At 56.3% G+C, this 15,311-nt stretch carries 18 protein-coding genes and 3 pseudogenes; 13 read left to right on the top strand and 8 right to left on the bottom strand.

Annotation, left to right across the window (positions count from 1 at the left end; genetic code table 11):
• Positions 1-14: 14 nt before the first annotated feature.
• The 5 genes and pseudogenes from LB462_RS15530 (at position 15) to LB462_RS31785 (ending at position 2,043) form a co-directional block, all read left to right on the top strand.
• A complete protein-coding gene (locus tag LB462_RS15530; RefSeq protein WP_224509548.1) occupies positions 15-662 on the top strand; it encodes an amino acid ABC transporter permease in 648 nt (215 codons plus the stop codon).
• Positions 646-1,380 carry an amino acid ABC transporter ATP-binding protein gene (locus tag LB462_RS15525; protein WP_224509545.1) on the top strand — a complete coding sequence of 245 codons (735 nt, stop codon included), beginning with the start codon at positions 646-648 and terminating at the stop codon, positions 1,378-1,380. Before LB462_RS15530 ends, LB462_RS15525 begins: the two co-directional genes overlap by 17 nt.
• 95 nt (positions 1,381-1,475) lie before the next feature.
• Positions 1,476-1,649, top strand: a pseudogene (locus LB462_RS31550) (transporter substrate-binding domain-containing protein); the annotation flags it as partial.
• A gap of 19 nt (positions 1,650-1,668) precedes the next feature.
• Positions 1,669-1,782 (top strand): annotated as a pseudogene (locus tag LB462_RS31790) (transporter substrate-binding domain-containing protein); the annotation flags it as partial.
• Between the two features lie 78 nt (positions 1,783-1,860).
• The gene (locus tag LB462_RS31785; protein ID WP_444358732.1) at positions 1,861-2,043 is read left to right on the top strand and encodes a hypothetical protein; all 183 of its coding nucleotides are present in this window, start codon (positions 1,861-1,863) and stop codon (positions 2,041-2,043) included.
• Between the two features lie 121 nt (positions 2,044-2,164).
• Here LB462_RS31785 and LB462_RS15515 read toward each other — a convergent pair whose 3' ends face one another.
• The 5 genes from LB462_RS15515 to LB462_RS15490 all read right to left on the bottom strand — a co-directional run bounded on the left by LB462_RS15515 (position 2,165) and on the right by LB462_RS15490 (position 4,308).
• The gene (locus LB462_RS15515) at positions 2,165-2,635 is read right to left on the bottom strand and encodes a hypothetical protein (protein WP_224509542.1); all 471 of its coding nucleotides are present in this window, start codon (positions 2,633-2,635) and stop codon (positions 2,165-2,167) included.
• Positions 2,636-2,870: 235 nt separating this feature from the next.
• A complete protein-coding gene (locus tag LB462_RS15510) occupies positions 2,871-3,113 on the bottom strand; it encodes a hypothetical protein (protein WP_224509539.1) in 243 nt (80 codons plus the stop codon).
• A 63-nt stretch (positions 3,114-3,176) separates the two neighbouring features.
• On the bottom strand, positions 3,177-3,497 hold the full coding sequence (locus LB462_RS15505; RefSeq protein ID WP_224509537.1) for a hypothetical protein: 321 nt from the start codon (positions 3,495-3,497) through the stop codon (positions 3,177-3,179).
• Between the two features lie 345 nt (positions 3,498-3,842).
• Positions 3,843-4,013: a hypothetical protein gene (locus LB462_RS15495; RefSeq protein ID WP_224509534.1), complete on the bottom strand. Its 171-nt coding sequence runs from the start codon at positions 4,011-4,013 to the stop codon at positions 3,843-3,845.
• Positions 4,014-4,137: 124 nt separating this feature from the next.
• Entirely contained in the window at positions 4,138-4,308 is a 171-nt protein-coding gene (locus LB462_RS15490; protein WP_224509937.1) for a DUF982 domain-containing protein, read from the bottom strand.
• A gap of 93 nt (positions 4,309-4,401) precedes the next feature.
• On the opposite strand from LB462_RS15490, the gene LB462_RS15485 reads away from it, so the two are divergent.
• A protein-coding gene (locus tag LB462_RS15485) for an IS630 family transposase (protein WP_224509531.1) occupies positions 4,402-5,348 on the top strand; the annotation gives its coding sequence in 2 pieces (ribosomal slippage) (positions 4,402-4,750 and positions 4,750-5,348; 948 coding nt in all).
• A gap of 657 nt (positions 5,349-6,005) precedes the next feature.
• Here the strand turns inward: LB462_RS15485 and LB462_RS15480 are convergent.
• Positions 6,006-6,467, bottom strand: coding sequence for a FadR/GntR family transcriptional regulator (locus LB462_RS15480; protein WP_224509528.1), 462 nt, complete (start codon positions 6,465-6,467; stop codon positions 6,006-6,008).
• A gap of 157 nt (positions 6,468-6,624) precedes the next feature.
• On the opposite strand from LB462_RS15480, the pseudogene LB462_RS15475 reads away from it, so the two are divergent.
• Positions 6,625-7,231: pseudogene (locus LB462_RS15475) on the top strand (5-dehydro-4-deoxyglucarate dehydratase); the annotation flags it as partial.
• A gap of 96 nt (positions 7,232-7,327) precedes the next feature.
• Entirely contained in the window at positions 7,328-8,803 is a 1,476-nt protein-coding gene (locus LB462_RS15470; protein ID WP_224509524.1) for a protein adenylyltransferase SelO, read from the top strand.
• 313 nt (positions 8,804-9,116) lie between these two features.
• Here LB462_RS15470 and LB462_RS15465 read toward each other — a convergent pair whose 3' ends face one another.
• Positions 9,117-9,398 (bottom strand): hypothetical protein, encoded by a 282-nt coding sequence (locus tag LB462_RS15465; protein WP_224509522.1) that lies wholly within the window; start codon positions 9,396-9,398, stop codon positions 9,117-9,119.
• Between the two features lie 35 nt (positions 9,399-9,433).
• A complete protein-coding gene (locus tag LB462_RS15460; RefSeq protein WP_224509519.1) occupies positions 9,434-9,676 on the bottom strand; it encodes a hypothetical protein in 243 nt (80 codons plus the stop codon).
• A gap of 518 nt (positions 9,677-10,194) precedes the next feature.
• Here LB462_RS15460 and LB462_RS15455 point away from each other — a divergent pair.
• The 5 genes from LB462_RS15455 (at position 10,195) to LB462_RS31545 (ending at position 15,308) form a co-directional block, all read left to right on the top strand.
• On the top strand, positions 10,195-11,079 hold the full coding sequence (locus LB462_RS15455) for a beta-keto acid cleavage family enzyme (RefSeq protein ID WP_224509516.1): 885 nt from the start codon (positions 10,195-10,197) through the stop codon (positions 11,077-11,079).
• Between the two features lie 29 nt (positions 11,080-11,108).
• The gene (locus tag LB462_RS15450; RefSeq protein ID WP_224509513.1) at positions 11,109-11,903 is read left to right on the top strand and encodes an IclR family transcriptional regulator; all 795 of its coding nucleotides are present in this window, start codon (positions 11,109-11,111) and stop codon (positions 11,901-11,903) included.
• A gap of 91 nt (positions 11,904-11,994) precedes the next feature.
• Entirely contained in the window at positions 11,995-13,404 is a 1,410-nt protein-coding gene (locus LB462_RS15445) for an FAD-binding oxidoreductase (RefSeq protein ID WP_224509510.1), read from the top strand.
• 47 nt (positions 13,405-13,451) lie between these two features.
• Positions 13,452-14,291 carry a fumarylacetoacetate hydrolase family protein gene (locus LB462_RS15440; protein WP_224509507.1) on the top strand — a complete coding sequence of 280 codons (840 nt, stop codon included), beginning with the start codon at positions 13,452-13,454 and terminating at the stop codon, positions 14,289-14,291.
• 120 nt (positions 14,292-14,411) lie between these two features.
• On the top strand, positions 14,412-15,308 hold the full coding sequence (locus LB462_RS31545) for a carboxymuconolactone decarboxylase family protein (RefSeq protein WP_224509504.1): 897 nt from the start codon (positions 14,412-14,414) through the stop codon (positions 15,306-15,308).
• Positions 15,309-15,311: the final 3 nt, after the last annotated feature.

Here is a 15,311-nt window from a genome sequence, read left to right as displayed (position 1 = left end):
TTGGAAACAATGCAATGAATTCTGCTTTTATCATTTCTCTGCTGCAAGGCCTTTTGGGTACGGTCATCCTCAGTTCGCTGACGTTCATATTCGGCGGAATATTGGGGTTCATCATCGCTTTAGCTCGAATCTCTCCGATTACGGTGATCGCAAAAGGGACCGGCGTTTATATCGAGATTTTGCAGGGTATGCCGCTGCTGGTGATGATGGGCCTGTGCTTCTATGGACCTGGTATTTTCGGGTACGATTCCCTGAGCCCGCTGCAGGCTGCGACCTTTGCCCTCACACTCTACAGCAGCGCCTATCTGGGCGAGATCTGGCGCGGTTGCCTGCAGTCCGTGGCCAAGCCCCAATGGGAGGCCGCTGAATGCTTGGGCATTAGTCGTTGGCACCGGATGCGTTATGTCATCCTGCCGCAGGCGCTGCGCATCGCGACACCGCCGACGGTGGGTTTTATGGTTCAGATCATCAAGAATACGTCGATCGCCTCACTCGTCGTCGGCTACGCCGAACTGTCGTACAACGCAAAGATCATCAACAACTCCACTTTTCAGCCGTTCCTCTACTTCGGGATCGCCGCGCTGATGTATTTCGCCATTTGCTACCCGCTCGCCGTTCAAAGCCGGGTACTCGAAAGGAAGCTCAATGTCGCCAATCGTTAAACTCAAGGACGTCCGTAAAAGCTTCGGCAATCTCGAAATCCTGAAAGGTGTGTCGTTCGAAGTGAACAGGGGTGAAGTCGCCGCCATCATCGGCCAGAGCGGATCGGGCAAAAGCACGGCGCTTCGGTGCATGGACCGACTCGAAACTATCCAGGGGGGATCGATGGTGATCTGCGGGCATAGGCTGGAGGATGCAAAGATCGATCTGAAAGCCTTGCGGCGCGATGTCGGCATTGTGTTCCAGAGCTACAATTTGTTTCCGCATCTTACCGTCGCCGAAAATGTCATGCTTGCGCCGCGCCTGGTCAAGGCCGTGTCGCGCGCTGAGGCGCGAACCGTCGCTGAAGTCGTAATTGCAAAGGTCGGGCTCCACGAAAAGCTCGAGGCGTACCCCGAACAGCTTTCCGGCGGTCAGCAGCAACGTGTCGCCATCGCCCGAAGCCTGGCAATGGAGCCGAAATTGATGCTGTTTGATGAAGTGACGTCCGCTCTCGATCCGCAGCTTACCGGCGAGGTGTTGAAAGTGATGGAGCAACTGGCCACCGAAGGAATGACAATGATCCTGGTTACCCACGAAATGGGTTTTGCACGCAAAGTGGCTGACCGCGTCATCTATATGCGGGACGGGAAGGTCCATGAAATGGGGTCCTCGGACATACTTCGTACCCCGTCCACATCCGAACTGGCCGCCTTCATTTCCGAAGCGGCAGAGCACTGATCACTCATAGGGGACGACATCCATGAAACGTAGAGCAATACTTTTGGCGGCGTTGATGACGCCACTCATCGGTAGTGGCGCGGCGCTAGCGCAAGATACGCTGGCTGCTATCAAAATCCGCAGGAAAGATCCGCGTCGCGCTAGAATTTGGCCGCCCACCATGGGGTTTCAAGGACAAGGAATTGAAGCCGTCTGGGTCCGACTATGAGACAGCAGCGCTGCTTGCCAGGGATGTGGGCGTCAAACTCGATATCGTAGAAGTCACGGGCCCGAACCGCGTGGTTCCTTATCAGCAATCGCGCCGATATCGTTATCTCAAACTTTTCGATCACGCCCGAGCGGCAGAAGGCAATCGATTTTTCAACACCCTATGCCAGCGCTGTTCAGTACGTGGCGGCTCCCAAAAATGTTGAACTTCGCGACACGAAAGATCTTGAGAGAAAGCGGGTCGGCGTCACCCGCGGTACAACAGGAGACACTGTGCTTTCGAAGCTCGAAGTGCCGGGCATAGAGGTCGTCCGGTTTGATGACGAGTCGACCAATATGACGGCATTTGCCAGTGCGGAGGAGGGGATGACGATGATCTGCGTCACACACGAGATGGGATTGCCCGCCAGGTGGCCGACGACATTGTGTTTATGGATTACGGCTCCCAATCGTTAGTGCGCCGTTGACAGACCAGTGCAACCTAAATATTAAAAAACTCAATTAAGCTTGGCGTCAATAGTATATATACCAGTGACAATAACGTTAGGCGCGCCGCCATGCCTTAGACTTACGCCACCTAAGGATCTTTATCGACACTTGTTAGAATTCGCGCACGGGCGAGAAGCCGCTCCAGGATATTCACTGCTTCGGCGGCTTGTTCCGACGAAATTGGTGGGGCGGGCGACATGCTCTTGCGTTGTATGCGGATATTCCGGAAACCGCCCAAGGTCTTTGCAGCACCCGGAACGACGGTTTCAAGCTGTGTAATCATTGCAGCGAGCTGCGACACATCTATCTTGTGTTGGGCGGTGGGAATAACTTTGATCCCGGCTGCCTGGCGCATACCTCCAACCGCCAGCAGGAAGCGGGATTGAGTAGTCGAAACAATATGAGCGCCCGTTAAATATGCCTCGGCGTCTGCAAAGCGCTGGTGAATGACCGCTTCATCGCGCCGGGTGGTTTTGACCGCGCCAATTTTGACGAGGTTTTGAATGTTTGCTTGCCACGTCATCTTGATCGCTTGATGGCTACTCCAGTTCGGGTACATCGCCAGATTGAAACAGAATCGTTGGATGCCCCGTAGCCTCTTTCCTCAGGCTGTGCATCGCGAACCCACGCCAAAACGCCAACGCATTTTACCGCGAGATACCGCGCCATTTGCGTGGCCTCTTCCGGGTTATCGAACTGCATCGGATCGTAAGCAGGCACGAGTTGCCCTTGCCCACTCGGCTGAATGCGGCAACAACGATAAGACGCGTGGGATGAGCTTGGCGTCAGCCAATTCACACATCCTTTTTCTTCATCAATTTCGACAACTGCGTTTCTATCGCGAGCGCGATATCGTCACGCCGCGCCAAGGATAGGTTGTCGGCTATTTCGATGATCGCCGAGAGTATCTCATCCCTGTGCCAGCCTACATCCGATGCTTGGCCGATCAGTTCTATCAGCTTGTCCTCAATCGCCAACTGGCATGCATCAAAGCGCTCGGGATGGGATCTGGAACAGTGTGGTCTTGGAATTGGCATGATCCCTTTCTCCTCAAAGGATATCCGATTTCATCGGACACCTTCGTATCAGCCGGCTCGTTCCTATTCAGTGAGTACTGGCGGAAACTCAATGGGTGCCAGACCCTGCATGACACGAAGCTTGTTCGCAGTCGTGACGGACAGATTGGTCCATATGTCGGCTATCGTCTCGGCCGCCTCGATGAGGTCGTTGTCAATGTCGTGCTGTTCCATTTCTTCGATGATGCGATCGAAGGCCTGGGCACCTTGCTCGACCACACGGTAAAGCCTGGCCGCCTGCGCAGCGCTCAAATCAGCGATCTCAAGTGTATGTGTAACATCGTCCGCGATCTGCTTCGCGAAGTCCGCTTGCTCCTGCAGCGTAAAAATCCAATCGATGGCCATGATCTCTCCCACGACAAATTCGCAGAGCCGATGCGCGCCGTCAATCCGCCTGTGGACCGTGAGGATTGTCACAAACGTCAAACTGCATAATGCATCGAGGCGCTCGACAATTTAAATATGCTCATTGTGACGGTGCGCTTGTCGCGCTATCGATTGCGCAGCCTCAATGATGGTCAGAAAGTTAGCTTCGAGCTGATGCAGGACCAGAGGTCCGGCAAGACATCGGCTGATCAGTTGAGTATGCTCTGATGCGCGAGATCCTGCCGTAGGACGGCGAGAAATCCGACGCGCTCCAACCTTTCCCATGTGATGGAACAGCATTGGGCGGCTTTGGATAACTCTGGTCTATTTCCCTTTGGCCGGCTTGGTGTCGATTTCAGAGGGTTTTTGAGCTTCTCCGATCGCATCCGCTGCCGATTTAAGTTGCTTGGGATCCCATAGCGGCTCTTGATCCCGAACGACCCGCCGACGACCGTTGCGTTTGATTTCAACGACAAATGATTTTGCGGGTTTCATGAGCTCTCTGGATTAATATCGGGGGAGCGGCGGGATGGTCGGCATCCAACGTCGGCGGTCGCCGTCGCGACATGGACGGAAAACGATGATCGTCCGGTTGCGAGTATACAGGCTTCGCAATTAATCAAAAGTTGCTCTTGCGAACACCGTAGTCCACGAGAATGCCTGCTGCTTTCGCCGCATCGATAAAGACTGCTCTTGCCTCTGCGCCAGAGAGATTTCCTTCGAGCGCATCAAGGCATGCCTGCCTTGCCTGGCCATGCAACCTGCCGCGCTCAGGCGGCCAATCATTGATTAGAGCGGTTTAGTCTTAATCGGAGTCGCTGGTTTGCGTTGAACGGCTTGTTCTGATTCCCTGATCGAAGTGATTTGTGGAAGGAGCAGCAACATGGCGCGAGCCTACAGCCTGGATTTGCGAAAGCGTGTCGTCGCGGCGATAGACGAAGGTCTGTCGACCCGGGAAGCGGCGCGTCGGTTTTCGATCGGGATTTCGACGTCTGGTGCGTGGTATCGCGATTGGCGTTCGAGCGGCAGGCTGGAGCCTGGCCGGCAGGGCAAGCCGAAGGTTTCGAAGCTGGATGCGCACGAGACGTTCATCCTCGCCTTGGTGGACACCGATGAGCGGGACATCACCCTGGCCGAGATCGCCGAGCATCTTGCGGTCGAGCGTGGCGTCAAAGCCAGCCTGACGACGGTGCACGAGTTCTTCGCAAAGCGCGGCATCACGTACAAAAAAAGACGGCGCACGCGGCCGAACAACAGCGTCCGGACGTCCTGGCGGCGCGAGAACAATGGTTCGATGGACAGCTCGATCTCGACCCGAGCCGCCTGATCTTTATCGACGAAAGCGGCCTCAATACCAAGATGGCACGGCTTCGTGGTCGCGCTCCGCGCGGCGAGCGCTGCCGGGCAGCCGTGCCTCACGGCCACTGGAAGTCCACGACCTTCACGGCGGGCTTGCGTCTTGACGGGATCGTCGCTCCCTGGCTCCTGGACGGCGCGATGGATGGCGAAGCATTCCTGGTCTATCTGCGCCGCGTCCTCGTGCCGACGCTTCGGCCCGGCGACGTCGTCGTGATGGACAACCTACCGGCTCACAAGGTGGCGGGTGTCCGCGAGATCATCGAGGCGGCTGGTGCATGCCTTCGCTATCTTCCGCCTTACTCGCCGGACTTCAATCCGATCGAGATGGCCTTCGCCAAACTCAAGGCCTTCTTGCGAAAGGTCGCGGCCCGATCCATTCCAGAATTGTGGGACACCGTGTCCCTCGCCATCGATCGCTTCGACCCCAAAGAATGCGAAAACTTCTTCGCTCACGCAGGTTACGATGCCTGACCGGATTTATCCCGTAAACGCTCTAGGAAGTCAGCGGCCTGTTCGACAGACGTTATGGTCTGCGGTCTGGTTCCATGCGCTGTTTTAACCGTCACGGATAGAAAGGAAGCACTCGGCATGGGATTGACGCCTTAAGGCGGACAGGGTTTGAAGCAGAAAATTATTCGGATTGTCTGCCAGAGCCATACCGCGACGATCTGTATATCACAGTTCAGCTTGCTTGCGTGAGCCACCAGGACATCATCTGATAGCGGACCGAAGGGCTGCGACGGGCGTCGGGAGACGGTGTTCCCCTCTGAAGTAGCCGTAAAGTTCATTGTGCAAGGGGCAGTGGTATAGTTACGCCGTTGGTCACACTGTGGTGCCTTAGGCGATCAGCTGGCAATGCCGAAATCCCGCGGTGTGCGTAAGCTAAGTGCCAACGGGCATTGCTAGTGTGCATTTGGATTCAGTCACCGAGCATTCGACTACTAAAGTGCTTTCACGGTCGAGCATCGCAATTCCGTTTGTGGCACACTTCTCCACCGAAACCGAGGGCCAATATCACCCCAAGCTAGATGCGCCAGCCATTGCTGCATCCCTTAAACCAAGTCGCTTATTGCAAAACTGGCACAGGCCAAATACGTCTGCAAAGACAAAATAGCATGAATCCGCCGCTTACTCTTCCCGCGGTACGTAGCTAAGCGGAGACGCATTATCGTCCGAGAATCCCCGATACCGTGGATGACTTCTGCTTAGGTGTGCGCGCATCGCTTCGAGCGTCTGTTCCGCATTGCCAGCGCTTATTGCTTCCCAAATTGCCCGATGTTCCTTGACCGAGTTCTCGATGTGGGTCGGGGTGATAAGCGCCGGATTCACTTCCTTCGAAAAAGCTGGCTGGGGCATAATCTGGAGGCTCATGAGATTAAACAATTCAATAAACGCTCCATTGTTCGTTGCCTCTGAAATCGAGCGGTGGAAAGCGAAATCGAGGTGATCAAGCGAGCTCTCATCATCGACCGACGCTTCGAATTGCCGAGCGGCGTTCCAGATGTTCGATTCTTGGGCCCACGATCGGCGTGTTGCGGTGAGACAGGCTGCATGTACCTCAAACGCCATTCTCAGTTCCAGCAAGTCCATAAATGACGTTTTCAACCGCGCCAGCGGAGCAAGCACAGCGTCCGGCCCAACTTCGACACCGTTCTCCGCAGCGGGTGCGGCGACATCTTTGACGAAAACACCAACGCCATGGCGCGCTTCGACCACGCCATCGGAGCGTAACGCTGCAACCGCTTCGCGAAAGGAAGCTGTCGGTACGACGCCGATTGTTTCGGGATGCGGTTACGGTACCGAGATCGCCGTGTCGATTGCCAAATCCGTCGAGAAGGTTGGGGCGGACGGCATTTTGCTGCTGCCACATTATCTCATCGATGCACCACAGGAAGGTCTTTACCGGCATATCAAAGCGCTGTGCCAGGGTACCGGCATGGGCGTGATGGTCTACAACCGCGACAATTCGGTCCTTCAGGCAGATACGCTGGCGAGGCTTTGTGACGAATGCCCGAACCTCGTCGGCTTCAAGGACGGCACGGGCGACATCGGCCTTGTTCGGCAGATTACGGCTAAAATGGGTGATCGCCTCACGTCTCTCGGCGGCATGCCCACCGCCGAACTGTTTGCAGAAGCCTACCTTGGCGCCGGCTTCACGACCTATTCTTCCGCCGTGTTTAATTTCGTCCCAGGTCTGGCAATTGAATTCTACAAGGCGCTGCGAGCGGGTGAGCGTGCGAAATGCGAGGCGATCCTCAATGACTTCTTCTATCCGTTCATGGCCATTGGCAATCGGGCAAAAGGCTATGCGGTATCGGCGGTCAAGGCAGGTTCGGTTGCAGGGCTTCGCCGCCGATTGAGCAAAACGTGCGTTCTTGTCACGATCGACGCCAACTTGTGCTCTGGCAAACGCTTGGCTACGGTGAAACAGCCAGAAAGCAGGTTTGGAAATGACCGAAATTGCATTCGACCATAGTTATAGCCGACTGCCGGACAAATTCTTTATCCGCACAATGCCCACACCCGTCGCGTCTCCGAGATTGATTAAACTGAACCTTGACCTGGCATTGCAGCTAGGACTCGATGATCGGTGGTTGAGCAGCGCAGAGGGTATAGACATGCTGGCGGGAAACAATATCCCGCGGGGCGCTTACCCTATTGCCACCGCATATGCAGGGCATCAGTTTGGTCATTTCGTCCCGCAACTGGGCGATGGTAGGGCGATCTTGCTTGGTGAAGTCGTTGATCGAAACGGTGTCCGACGTGATATACAGTTGAAGGGTTCGGGACGGACGCCTTTTTCGCGTGGCGGAGATGGACGTGCGGCGCTGGGTCCCGTGCTGCGCGAATATATCTTAAGTGAAGCAATGAATGCCCTGCGGATTCCAACAACCCGCGCGCTCGCTGCCGTACTGACCGGAGAAACTGTTGCGCGTGAGAGGTCTCTCCCCAGTGCCGTTCTCACCCGTGTTGCCTCTAGTCACATAAGAATTGGCACGTTTCAATTTTTCGCCGCACGGGGTGACATTGAGGGCGTCCGTGCTCTCGCAGAGCACGTCATTGCCCGACATTATCCCCAGGCGGCAGAAGGTGAGATGCCCTACCTGTCGCTGCTTGCCGCGGTGATCGGAACCCAGGCTTCGCTGGTCGCGCAGTGGATGTTGGCCGGATTTATCCACGGTGTGATGAATACAGACAACATGTCCATCGCCGGCGAGACTATTGACTATGGTCCATGTGCATTCCTGGACAATTACGATCCAGCGACGGTTTTCAGTTCTATCGATCATGCGGGCCGCTATGCGTATGGCAACCAAGGACCGGTCGCTCTGTGGAACCTCGTGCGTCTGGCGGAGAGCCTGCTCCCGTTGCTTGCGGACGATCAGGACACGGCCGTGTCGTTGGCTCAGGACGCGCTAGCCACGTTCGACGCCCAATTCGAGACAGTGTTTATCACCGGGATGAGAAGGAAACTTGGTCTGTTCACCGAAGAAGAAAACGACCTGACACTTATCAAAGAACTGCTCGACACAATGACGAAAAGCCAGGCGGACTTTACTTTGACGTTCCGATATCTGAGCCACTCTGCCGGGACTATCAATGACGATGAGAAAGTGCTCAAGCTGTTTACAGAACCTGGCGCATTCAGGGAATGGCTGGCACGCTGGCGGTCGCGGATCTCTCGCGAACCGCAAACAGGTTTTGAGCGTCGGATTGCAATGCTCCAGGTCAATCCGCTTTTTATCCCGCGGAATCACCGCATCGAAGCCGTGATAGCTACAGCGGTCGAGAATAATAATTTCCGCCCATTTGAAGAATTGCTGGCGGTTCTCGGCGAACCTTTCGAGGACCAGCCGGAATTCGCGCATTATGCAAAGCCACCGGACATCCACGAGCGCGTGCTCGAAACGTTTTGTGGTACGTGAAGTCTCATTTATTCAACAGAAATCGAGTGCTAGGCGCGGTCGGAAATTTGCGAGCCGAATTGGCCGAAAGCGAAAAAGCACTGTTGAAGTCTTCATAAAGGACAGAACCGCTTGAACCCACTAATGGGCATGAAAGGCCCGCCAACTTTGCTTCACATCAAGTCCAGTCCTCACGGTTTTTTACCAAAAGCCGCGATCGTAAATCCAAGTTGGACTTGTTGCAGTCATCGATCCCGCCTTGGGTTTTACGGTCCAACTCGATCCGAGTTTCGCGCCCTGTCGCGAGCAAACCCTCGGAGATCGTTGCCATAACTCAGGGCGATGAGTTTTCGGGCTTGATGCCGAGCATCAAACGCAGACGTCTGATCACTGCAGCGGCCTCCAGCATGACTAATCTCGTTTCATCGAGATAGCTGAAATCGATCCGGTCTGCATAGTTCGTCAGCCTGTCACAAATATCCTCATCGATTTCGTAGGCAGCGGATCCATAAAGAGCAAACAGGCTTTGATATACCTCGATTTGTTTTGCAGCCTCACGAAGCAGCGTCTGCTGCTCTTGCCGCGAGGTTGCTGCCAGTCTCCGTGCACTGGTCAACAACCGATGCACAATTCCGGGCTCGTGCGACAAAGTCAGTCCATATCCGGAACTTCGCCTGACTGAAAGACGGTCGTGGGTGGTCCATACTCACCAATATTTGGCTCGGCTTCACGGGACCACGCTATCACCCCGTGGTGTTTTCTGGAAAGGTCGCGTGCGCTGCGCAGTGCACGCTCCTCGCTGTCGAATTGAACAGCATCGAAAGCAGGAGCAAGTTCTCCGTTGTCATCAAGGTCAAAGGCCATGACCACAACCAGTTTCGTTGGTGAAGACATCGAGCTATCCAATTCAATTCTGTGGTTGCTTTGGCCGAAGACATAACACGACGTCGGGCCGATGGTGAAGGAACGGCGGTCGTCTTGCAACGATTACCCAACGATTTGCTAATGCGGCGCCTTAACGCTGCGCGACTGGTGTCGGCTGTCGCACTGTATTTAGTCGTACGAATGCGTTCATGCTTCACAGCTGCATTTAACGGGGTCTCCCTCAATCCGTGTGATGGTTGACGCGCTGAGAAAGGCGGGAAAACCTGCGAAAGTCGCCATAGCCGCTGTCATGAGAAAGCTCGTAATCCTTGCCAACGCACGTCTCAGAAAGCAAGGAAAATGGAACCAAATTACCCCTTGAACACAACCGATACTCTTCAGAAACGCGGGTGAAGCTGGTCATCGCGATTTATCTGGCTGCACCATATATGTCCCGGTTGACAAGACAGTGTCCCGCGAATAGAGTGAGTCGATCATCTGTTCGCGCCTAATTCTGCGAACCCATCCGATGGTTAAGGAGGACAGACTTGGAGAAGCTCATTATTACCGCGGCCTACGACTCCCGCGTTTCGTACCCTGGGAACCCCAATTGCATCCCGTCCACGCGAGAAAACGTGCCTCTGATTGCCGAGGAATATGTGCGTTGCCTCAACGCCGGTGCAGCCATCGCGCACCTACACGGGGTTCGGAAGCTCGAGGACAAAATTCAGGCAGACGGTCGCAAGCTGAGCCGCCTCGACGTCGACGGGTGGCGCGAGATGACCGATGCGATCAAGGGCAAGGCCGACTGCATCATCCAATACGGCATCGCTGGGGCGCGATTGGAAGATCGTATCCCGCTGATGGAGTTGAAGCCGGACATGATGGCCGTGGCCTTTAATGCTCACGACGAATATTTCCAGCCCGACAAGAGCTATCCACCGAACGCAATCTATGCGCTCCACCCGCTGGATGAGCTGCGCGACTACGCCCGCGTAACCAAGGAACATGGCGTGAAGATGGAGCTCGAGAGTTTCCATACGGGTGCGCTGTGGAACATGCGCAAGCTGATGGAAGAAAGACTTCTCGATGAACGGATATGGACCACGCTTTTCATCGGCTGGGCCGGCGGCTCCTGGACGCCTTGCGAAGAGCGCGCCTTGATCTACATGGTCGATTGCCTGCCCAAAGACGTCGTCTGGAACGTTAGTTGCATGGACCCCGATCGCGCCTGGAACATCCTCGCGCTAGCGATCTCCCTTGGTGGTCACATCCGGGTGGGCTTCGAGGACAACCCTTATTTGAAACCGGGCGAACTGTCCGACAGCTGTGCGCGTCTGGTAGACAAGGCCGTGTCTATGGCCCATATACTGGGACGCGAGGTGGCCAATCCGGATGAAGCGCGTGGAATCATCGGGCTGAAGGCCGCCTGATTTTCAGCGTCACAAGGAAGGGGACTTTGGTGGACGGAGCGGATACGAAGACCAGCGATACCGAATCGCAGGCCGGTGGGCTGATCAATCTAGTTGCCGATACTCTTTATGTTGTGGCGGAAAAATCCGAAGGCCAGAGCATCAGGTCTATCGCACAGCAAACGGATAACAGTCGCAGTTCTACGCACCGTATCCTTCAGGCTCTCTCCCGAAGCGAGTTCGTCCATCAGACTGAGAGAGGCAGCTATGTCGTCGGACCGCGTATGTTGATGCTCGCGGCCCGGGTGTTCGGTGTCGTGCCCGTGCTTAAGATTGCTCAGGCAGTGATGAGGAACCTGGTGGAGGAGGTGGGAGAGACCTGCTACCTCGCCACCTTCTCCAAAGACGAAGGCTTTGCGACCTATGTTCAGCGGATCGAAACCGATCACCCGGTGCGTTACATCCAAGCACTGGGTTCGACTATCCCGCTGCACGCTGGCGCGGTGGGCAAGGCGATTCTCTCTGGAATACCCGATTTCGACTACAGCCGTATCAAGCTTGATCCCTACACGGCAAATACGCCCAAGACGGTTGATGAGCTCAAGGCGAGCGTCGCCTTGGCGCGCGAAAAAGGCTACGCGACCAGCGTTGAAGAGCGGGTGATCGGCGTGGGTGGTGCGGCAGCGCCCGTCCGCTCGGGAACTCGTGTGATTGGTGCGCTGACGGTGTCCGTGCCCACGACACGGATCCCTCCGGAAGGTATGGACGCGATCGGCGAAAGAGTTCGCGAACATGCCAATGAGCTTTCCTCGATGCTGACATCAATCGGCGCCGAACGGATCTAGTCGATATTGCAAGCACCAGCCGGCGAAGTGACAGGCGGCCCTGCGGGCGCGGCCCGCGACGGCGTTCGCTCGAATAATGGATGAGGAAGATATGGACGTCCTTGCAGAATTTCGAGCGCTTCTGGGTTCGGCACATATACTGACCGGAAACGACGCCGCGCCGTATCTGACCGATTGGCGAGGACTTTACTGCGGCTCGGCACTTTGTGTCCTGCGCCCCGCTACGACTGAAGAGGTAGCAAAGATCGTTGGTCTCTGTGCCGATCAGGACATCGCCATCGTGCCACAGGGCGGCAACACAGGTCTTGTTGGCGGCGCTATCCCCGGGGAAGGGCAGAGGGCAGTCGTCCTTTCCACAACGCGCATGACCACGGTGCGCAAGTTCGATCCCGAGAGCAACACGGTGACGGTAGAGGCGGGATGTATTCTTCAGACACTTCAGGATTATTGTTTTGAGAGGGGGCGGCTCTTTCCCCTTTCGCTGGGCGCCGAGGGAAGCTGCACCATCGGCGGCAACTTGGCGACCAATGCGGGCGGTTCGCAGGTGCTGAGATATGGCAACGCCCGCGACTTGACACTGGGCTTGGAAGTTGTCACCGCAGACGGGCAGGTGTGGGACGGGCTGTCGGGGCTGCGCAAGGACAATACCGGATACGACCTTAAGTCACTCTTTGTGGGCAGCGAGGGGACGCTCGGCATAATCACCGCGGCCACGTTGAAACTCTTCCCGCTTCCCCGCAGCAAGATCACAGCGCTCGTTGCCTTGGCGGATCTTGCCCGGGCCGTCGTGCTTTTGTGCCGCACTCAGGCGCTGCTTGGGTCCGGTCTAACCGCGTTTGAAGTGATGTCTGGCGATTGTCTCAGGCTTGTCTCCAACTGCTTTCCGAATCAGCGTTTGCCCTTCGAAGCGGGCCCGGCCGACGCACCTTGGTTCGTGCTTTTTGAACTGTCCAGCAATGAGGAACAGGACCGCGCACAAGATAGCCTTGAGACGTTGCTCAGCGAGGCTTTTGAAGCAGAGGAAATCACCGATGCAGTCCCCGCCTCCTCGGTGGAGCAGGCACGCGCGTTGTGGCATCTGCGTGAGAGCATACCGCTGGCGCAGTCGGAGCGGGGAAAGGGCATCAAATGCGACATCGCTCTCCCAGTCTCGGACATTGCGGCGTTCGTGGCAGAGATGGGCGCGGAATTGTCCCACGTTTTCCCCGGAGTGTGTGTCATGCCCTTCGGACATCTGGGCGACGGCAACCTACACTACAACATCGTGCCTTCCGAGGCCTTTGGAGAGGACGAGATACAGGCCTCGCATGATCGATTGTATGAGATGGTGCACGACGCCGTACATTGTCGTGGAGGCTCGATCAGCGCAGAACACGGAATAGGCCAGCTCAAAAGGCACGAGCTTTTGCGCTACAAGACGCCACACGAGCTTAGCATGTTCCGCGCCATCAAGTCGGCACTCGACCATAGCAATATCCTCAATCCGGGAAAACTGATTTGACCTGAGAGTCGTGCCCGGCTGTCCGCCCGCGCGAGAATGGAGACGTTATGAGATACATGAGCTTTTCAACCCATGCCCGGGCTACCTGGGGCATTGTTGAGGGAGACAACGTCCTAGCCCTCGGCCTGACAAGCGGTGCCCCCGCAACGCTGAAGGAGGCGCTCGAGGCTGGGAGGGATGTTTCGGCGCTCAAGAATGGCGCGCCGCGCTTCCCGCTTGATGAGGTAACATTCCTTCCCGTTCTCACCGATCCCGACAAGATCATCTGCGTTGGTCTCAATTACGAAGAACACCGCCGGGAGACGGGCCGCGAGGTAACTGGCCACCCTACACTTTTCATCCGCTTTGCCAACGCTCAGGTTGGTCACGGTCAGGCGCTTCTGCGCCCCCGGGAATCCGAACAATTCGATTACGAAGGCGAGTTGGCGCTTGTCGTCGGCAAGCCGGGACGTCACATCGGGAAGGAACGCGCATTTGACTACGTCGCCGGCTACGTTTGTTTTAACGACGGATCAATTCGCGATTGGCAGCGTCACACTTCGCAATTCGCTCCTGGCAAGAACTTTGCCGCTACCGGAGGATTCGGCCCCTGGATGGTCACGCCGGACGAGGTCGGACCGCTCGAAAACCTTCGGATTGTGACGCGGCTCAACGAGGAGATCGTTCAAAGTTCGACGCTGGGAAACATGATTTTCGACATTCCCACTATCATCTCCTATTGCTCTACCTTCACACGGCTCGAGGTGGGCGACGTGATCGTGACTGGCACGCCCGGCGGTGTCGGGATGAAGCGCGACCCGCAGCTTTGGATGAAGGCAGGCGATACCGTCGAGGTTGAGATTGATCGGATCGGCCTGTTGCGCAACACCGTTGAGGATGCGCGCTAACCGATAGGTTGCGGCAGTCTAGCAGACATCAAACAGAACCATCGGCTTTGCGCCGCACAGAGACATTATGTTATCAATTCCGGGTGGGACGTAGTCCCAAAATAAGGAAAGGAGACCGCAGTGATAGCGCAGGATAAGCAGATCAAGGCCGACAAGGCGATTATCGACTCGATGCTGTCAGTGGTGGAGAAATATCAGCCCGGCGTACGTGCCCGCTTCGAACAGCGCCGTCGCGCTGACCCGGCTTTCGCCGAGGCAGCACTAACGTATGCTGCCCGGCTTTTCGGGCGGCCCGTTCTGGACGATCGGAGTCGCGTCCTCGTGATGATTGGCCAGTTCACCATGGCCCGCCGCCCTGCTCGGCTGCGCGAAACGATCATAGGGGCCTGCAATCTGGGCCTCGACCTGAATGAGGTCCTCGAGGTCATTTTGCAATGTTCGATCTATGGCGGTGAGTCGATCGTGGATGAGCCGCTAGAGATTTTTCTTGAAGAGGTCGGCGCGCGGGGCATGCTTGATAGCGTCACGGCCAAGGCGTTGCAGCCTGGCCAACGCGACAGAGTCCGCAACCTCGAGGAGGAGCGCAAGACTTGGCACCCGGATGATTCCGCAGATCCCCGGGCCGAGACGCTAATGGAGAAATACGGATGGCATGGGATCAGCATGGCGCTGACATTGCGGCCCCAGCACACGCTAGACAACGCGACCTTCATCGGTTCACTTGACGAGGACTTCGCCAAGGCATTCTACGAGTTCGGCTACAGTGATATGTATGGTCGCCGAGTTCTCGACAACCGCACCCGCCTTCTGTGCATGGTCGGCAACACCCTCGCGATTGGCGAGATCGTACAGACCAGACATCATATGCGCACGGCCATTAAACAAGGCGCTTCGCCGCGCGAAGTACTCGAGGTGCTGTTCCAGTCGGTGATCACCGTGGGACATCCCAATATCGTGCCTGAGCGGTTCCGCGATCTCGTCAAGATCGTCGAGACTGAAGACGGAGCCTCATTCTGAACC

The sequence above is a fragment of the Phyllobacterium chamaecytisi genome (assembly GCF_020164455.1).
Taxonomy (GTDB): Bacteria; Pseudomonadota; Alphaproteobacteria; order Rhizobiales; family Rhizobiaceae; genus Phyllobacterium; species Phyllobacterium chamaecytisi.
This window is presented reverse-complemented; position numbering and strand designations above follow the sequence as displayed.

Excerpts from the sequence above, each read along its gene's own strand:
- LB462_RS15530 (WP_224509548.1), top strand. The coding sequence starts at position 15 with ATGAATTCTGCTTTTATCATTTCTCTGCTGCAAGGCCTTTTGGGTACG.
- LB462_RS15525 (WP_224509545.1), top strand. The coding sequence starts at position 646 with ATGTCGCCAATCGTTAAACTCAAGGACGTCCGTAAAAGCTTCGGCAAT.
- LB462_RS15515 (WP_224509542.1), bottom strand. The coding sequence starts at position 2,635 with ATGTACCCGAACTGGAGTAGCCATCAAGCGATCAAGATGACGTGGCAA.
- LB462_RS15510 (WP_224509539.1), bottom strand. The coding sequence starts at position 3,113 with ATGCCAATTCCAAGACCACACTGTTCCAGATCCCATCCCGAGCGCTTT.
- LB462_RS15505 (WP_224509537.1), bottom strand. The coding sequence starts at position 3,497 with ATGGCCATCGATTGGATTTTTACGCTGCAGGAGCAAGCGGACTTCGCG.
- LB462_RS15495 (WP_224509534.1), bottom strand. The coding sequence starts at position 4,013 with ATGAAACCCGCAAAATCATTTGTCGTTGAAATCAAACGCAACGGTCGT.
- LB462_RS15480 (WP_224509528.1), bottom strand. The coding sequence starts at position 6,467 with ATGGACTTGCTGGAACTGAGAATGGCGTTTGAGGTACATGCAGCCTGT.
- LB462_RS15470 (WP_224509524.1), top strand. The coding sequence starts at position 7,328 with ATGACCGAAATTGCATTCGACCATAGTTATAGCCGACTGCCGGACAAA.
- LB462_RS15460 (WP_224509519.1), bottom strand. The coding sequence starts at position 9,676 with ATGTCTTCACCAACGAAACTGGTTGTGGTCATGGCCTTTGACCTTGAT.
- LB462_RS15445 (WP_224509510.1), top strand. The coding sequence starts at position 11,995 with ATGGACGTCCTTGCAGAATTTCGAGCGCTTCTGGGTTCGGCACATATA.
- LB462_RS15440 (WP_224509507.1), top strand. The coding sequence starts at position 13,452 with ATGAGATACATGAGCTTTTCAACCCATGCCCGGGCTACCTGGGGCATT.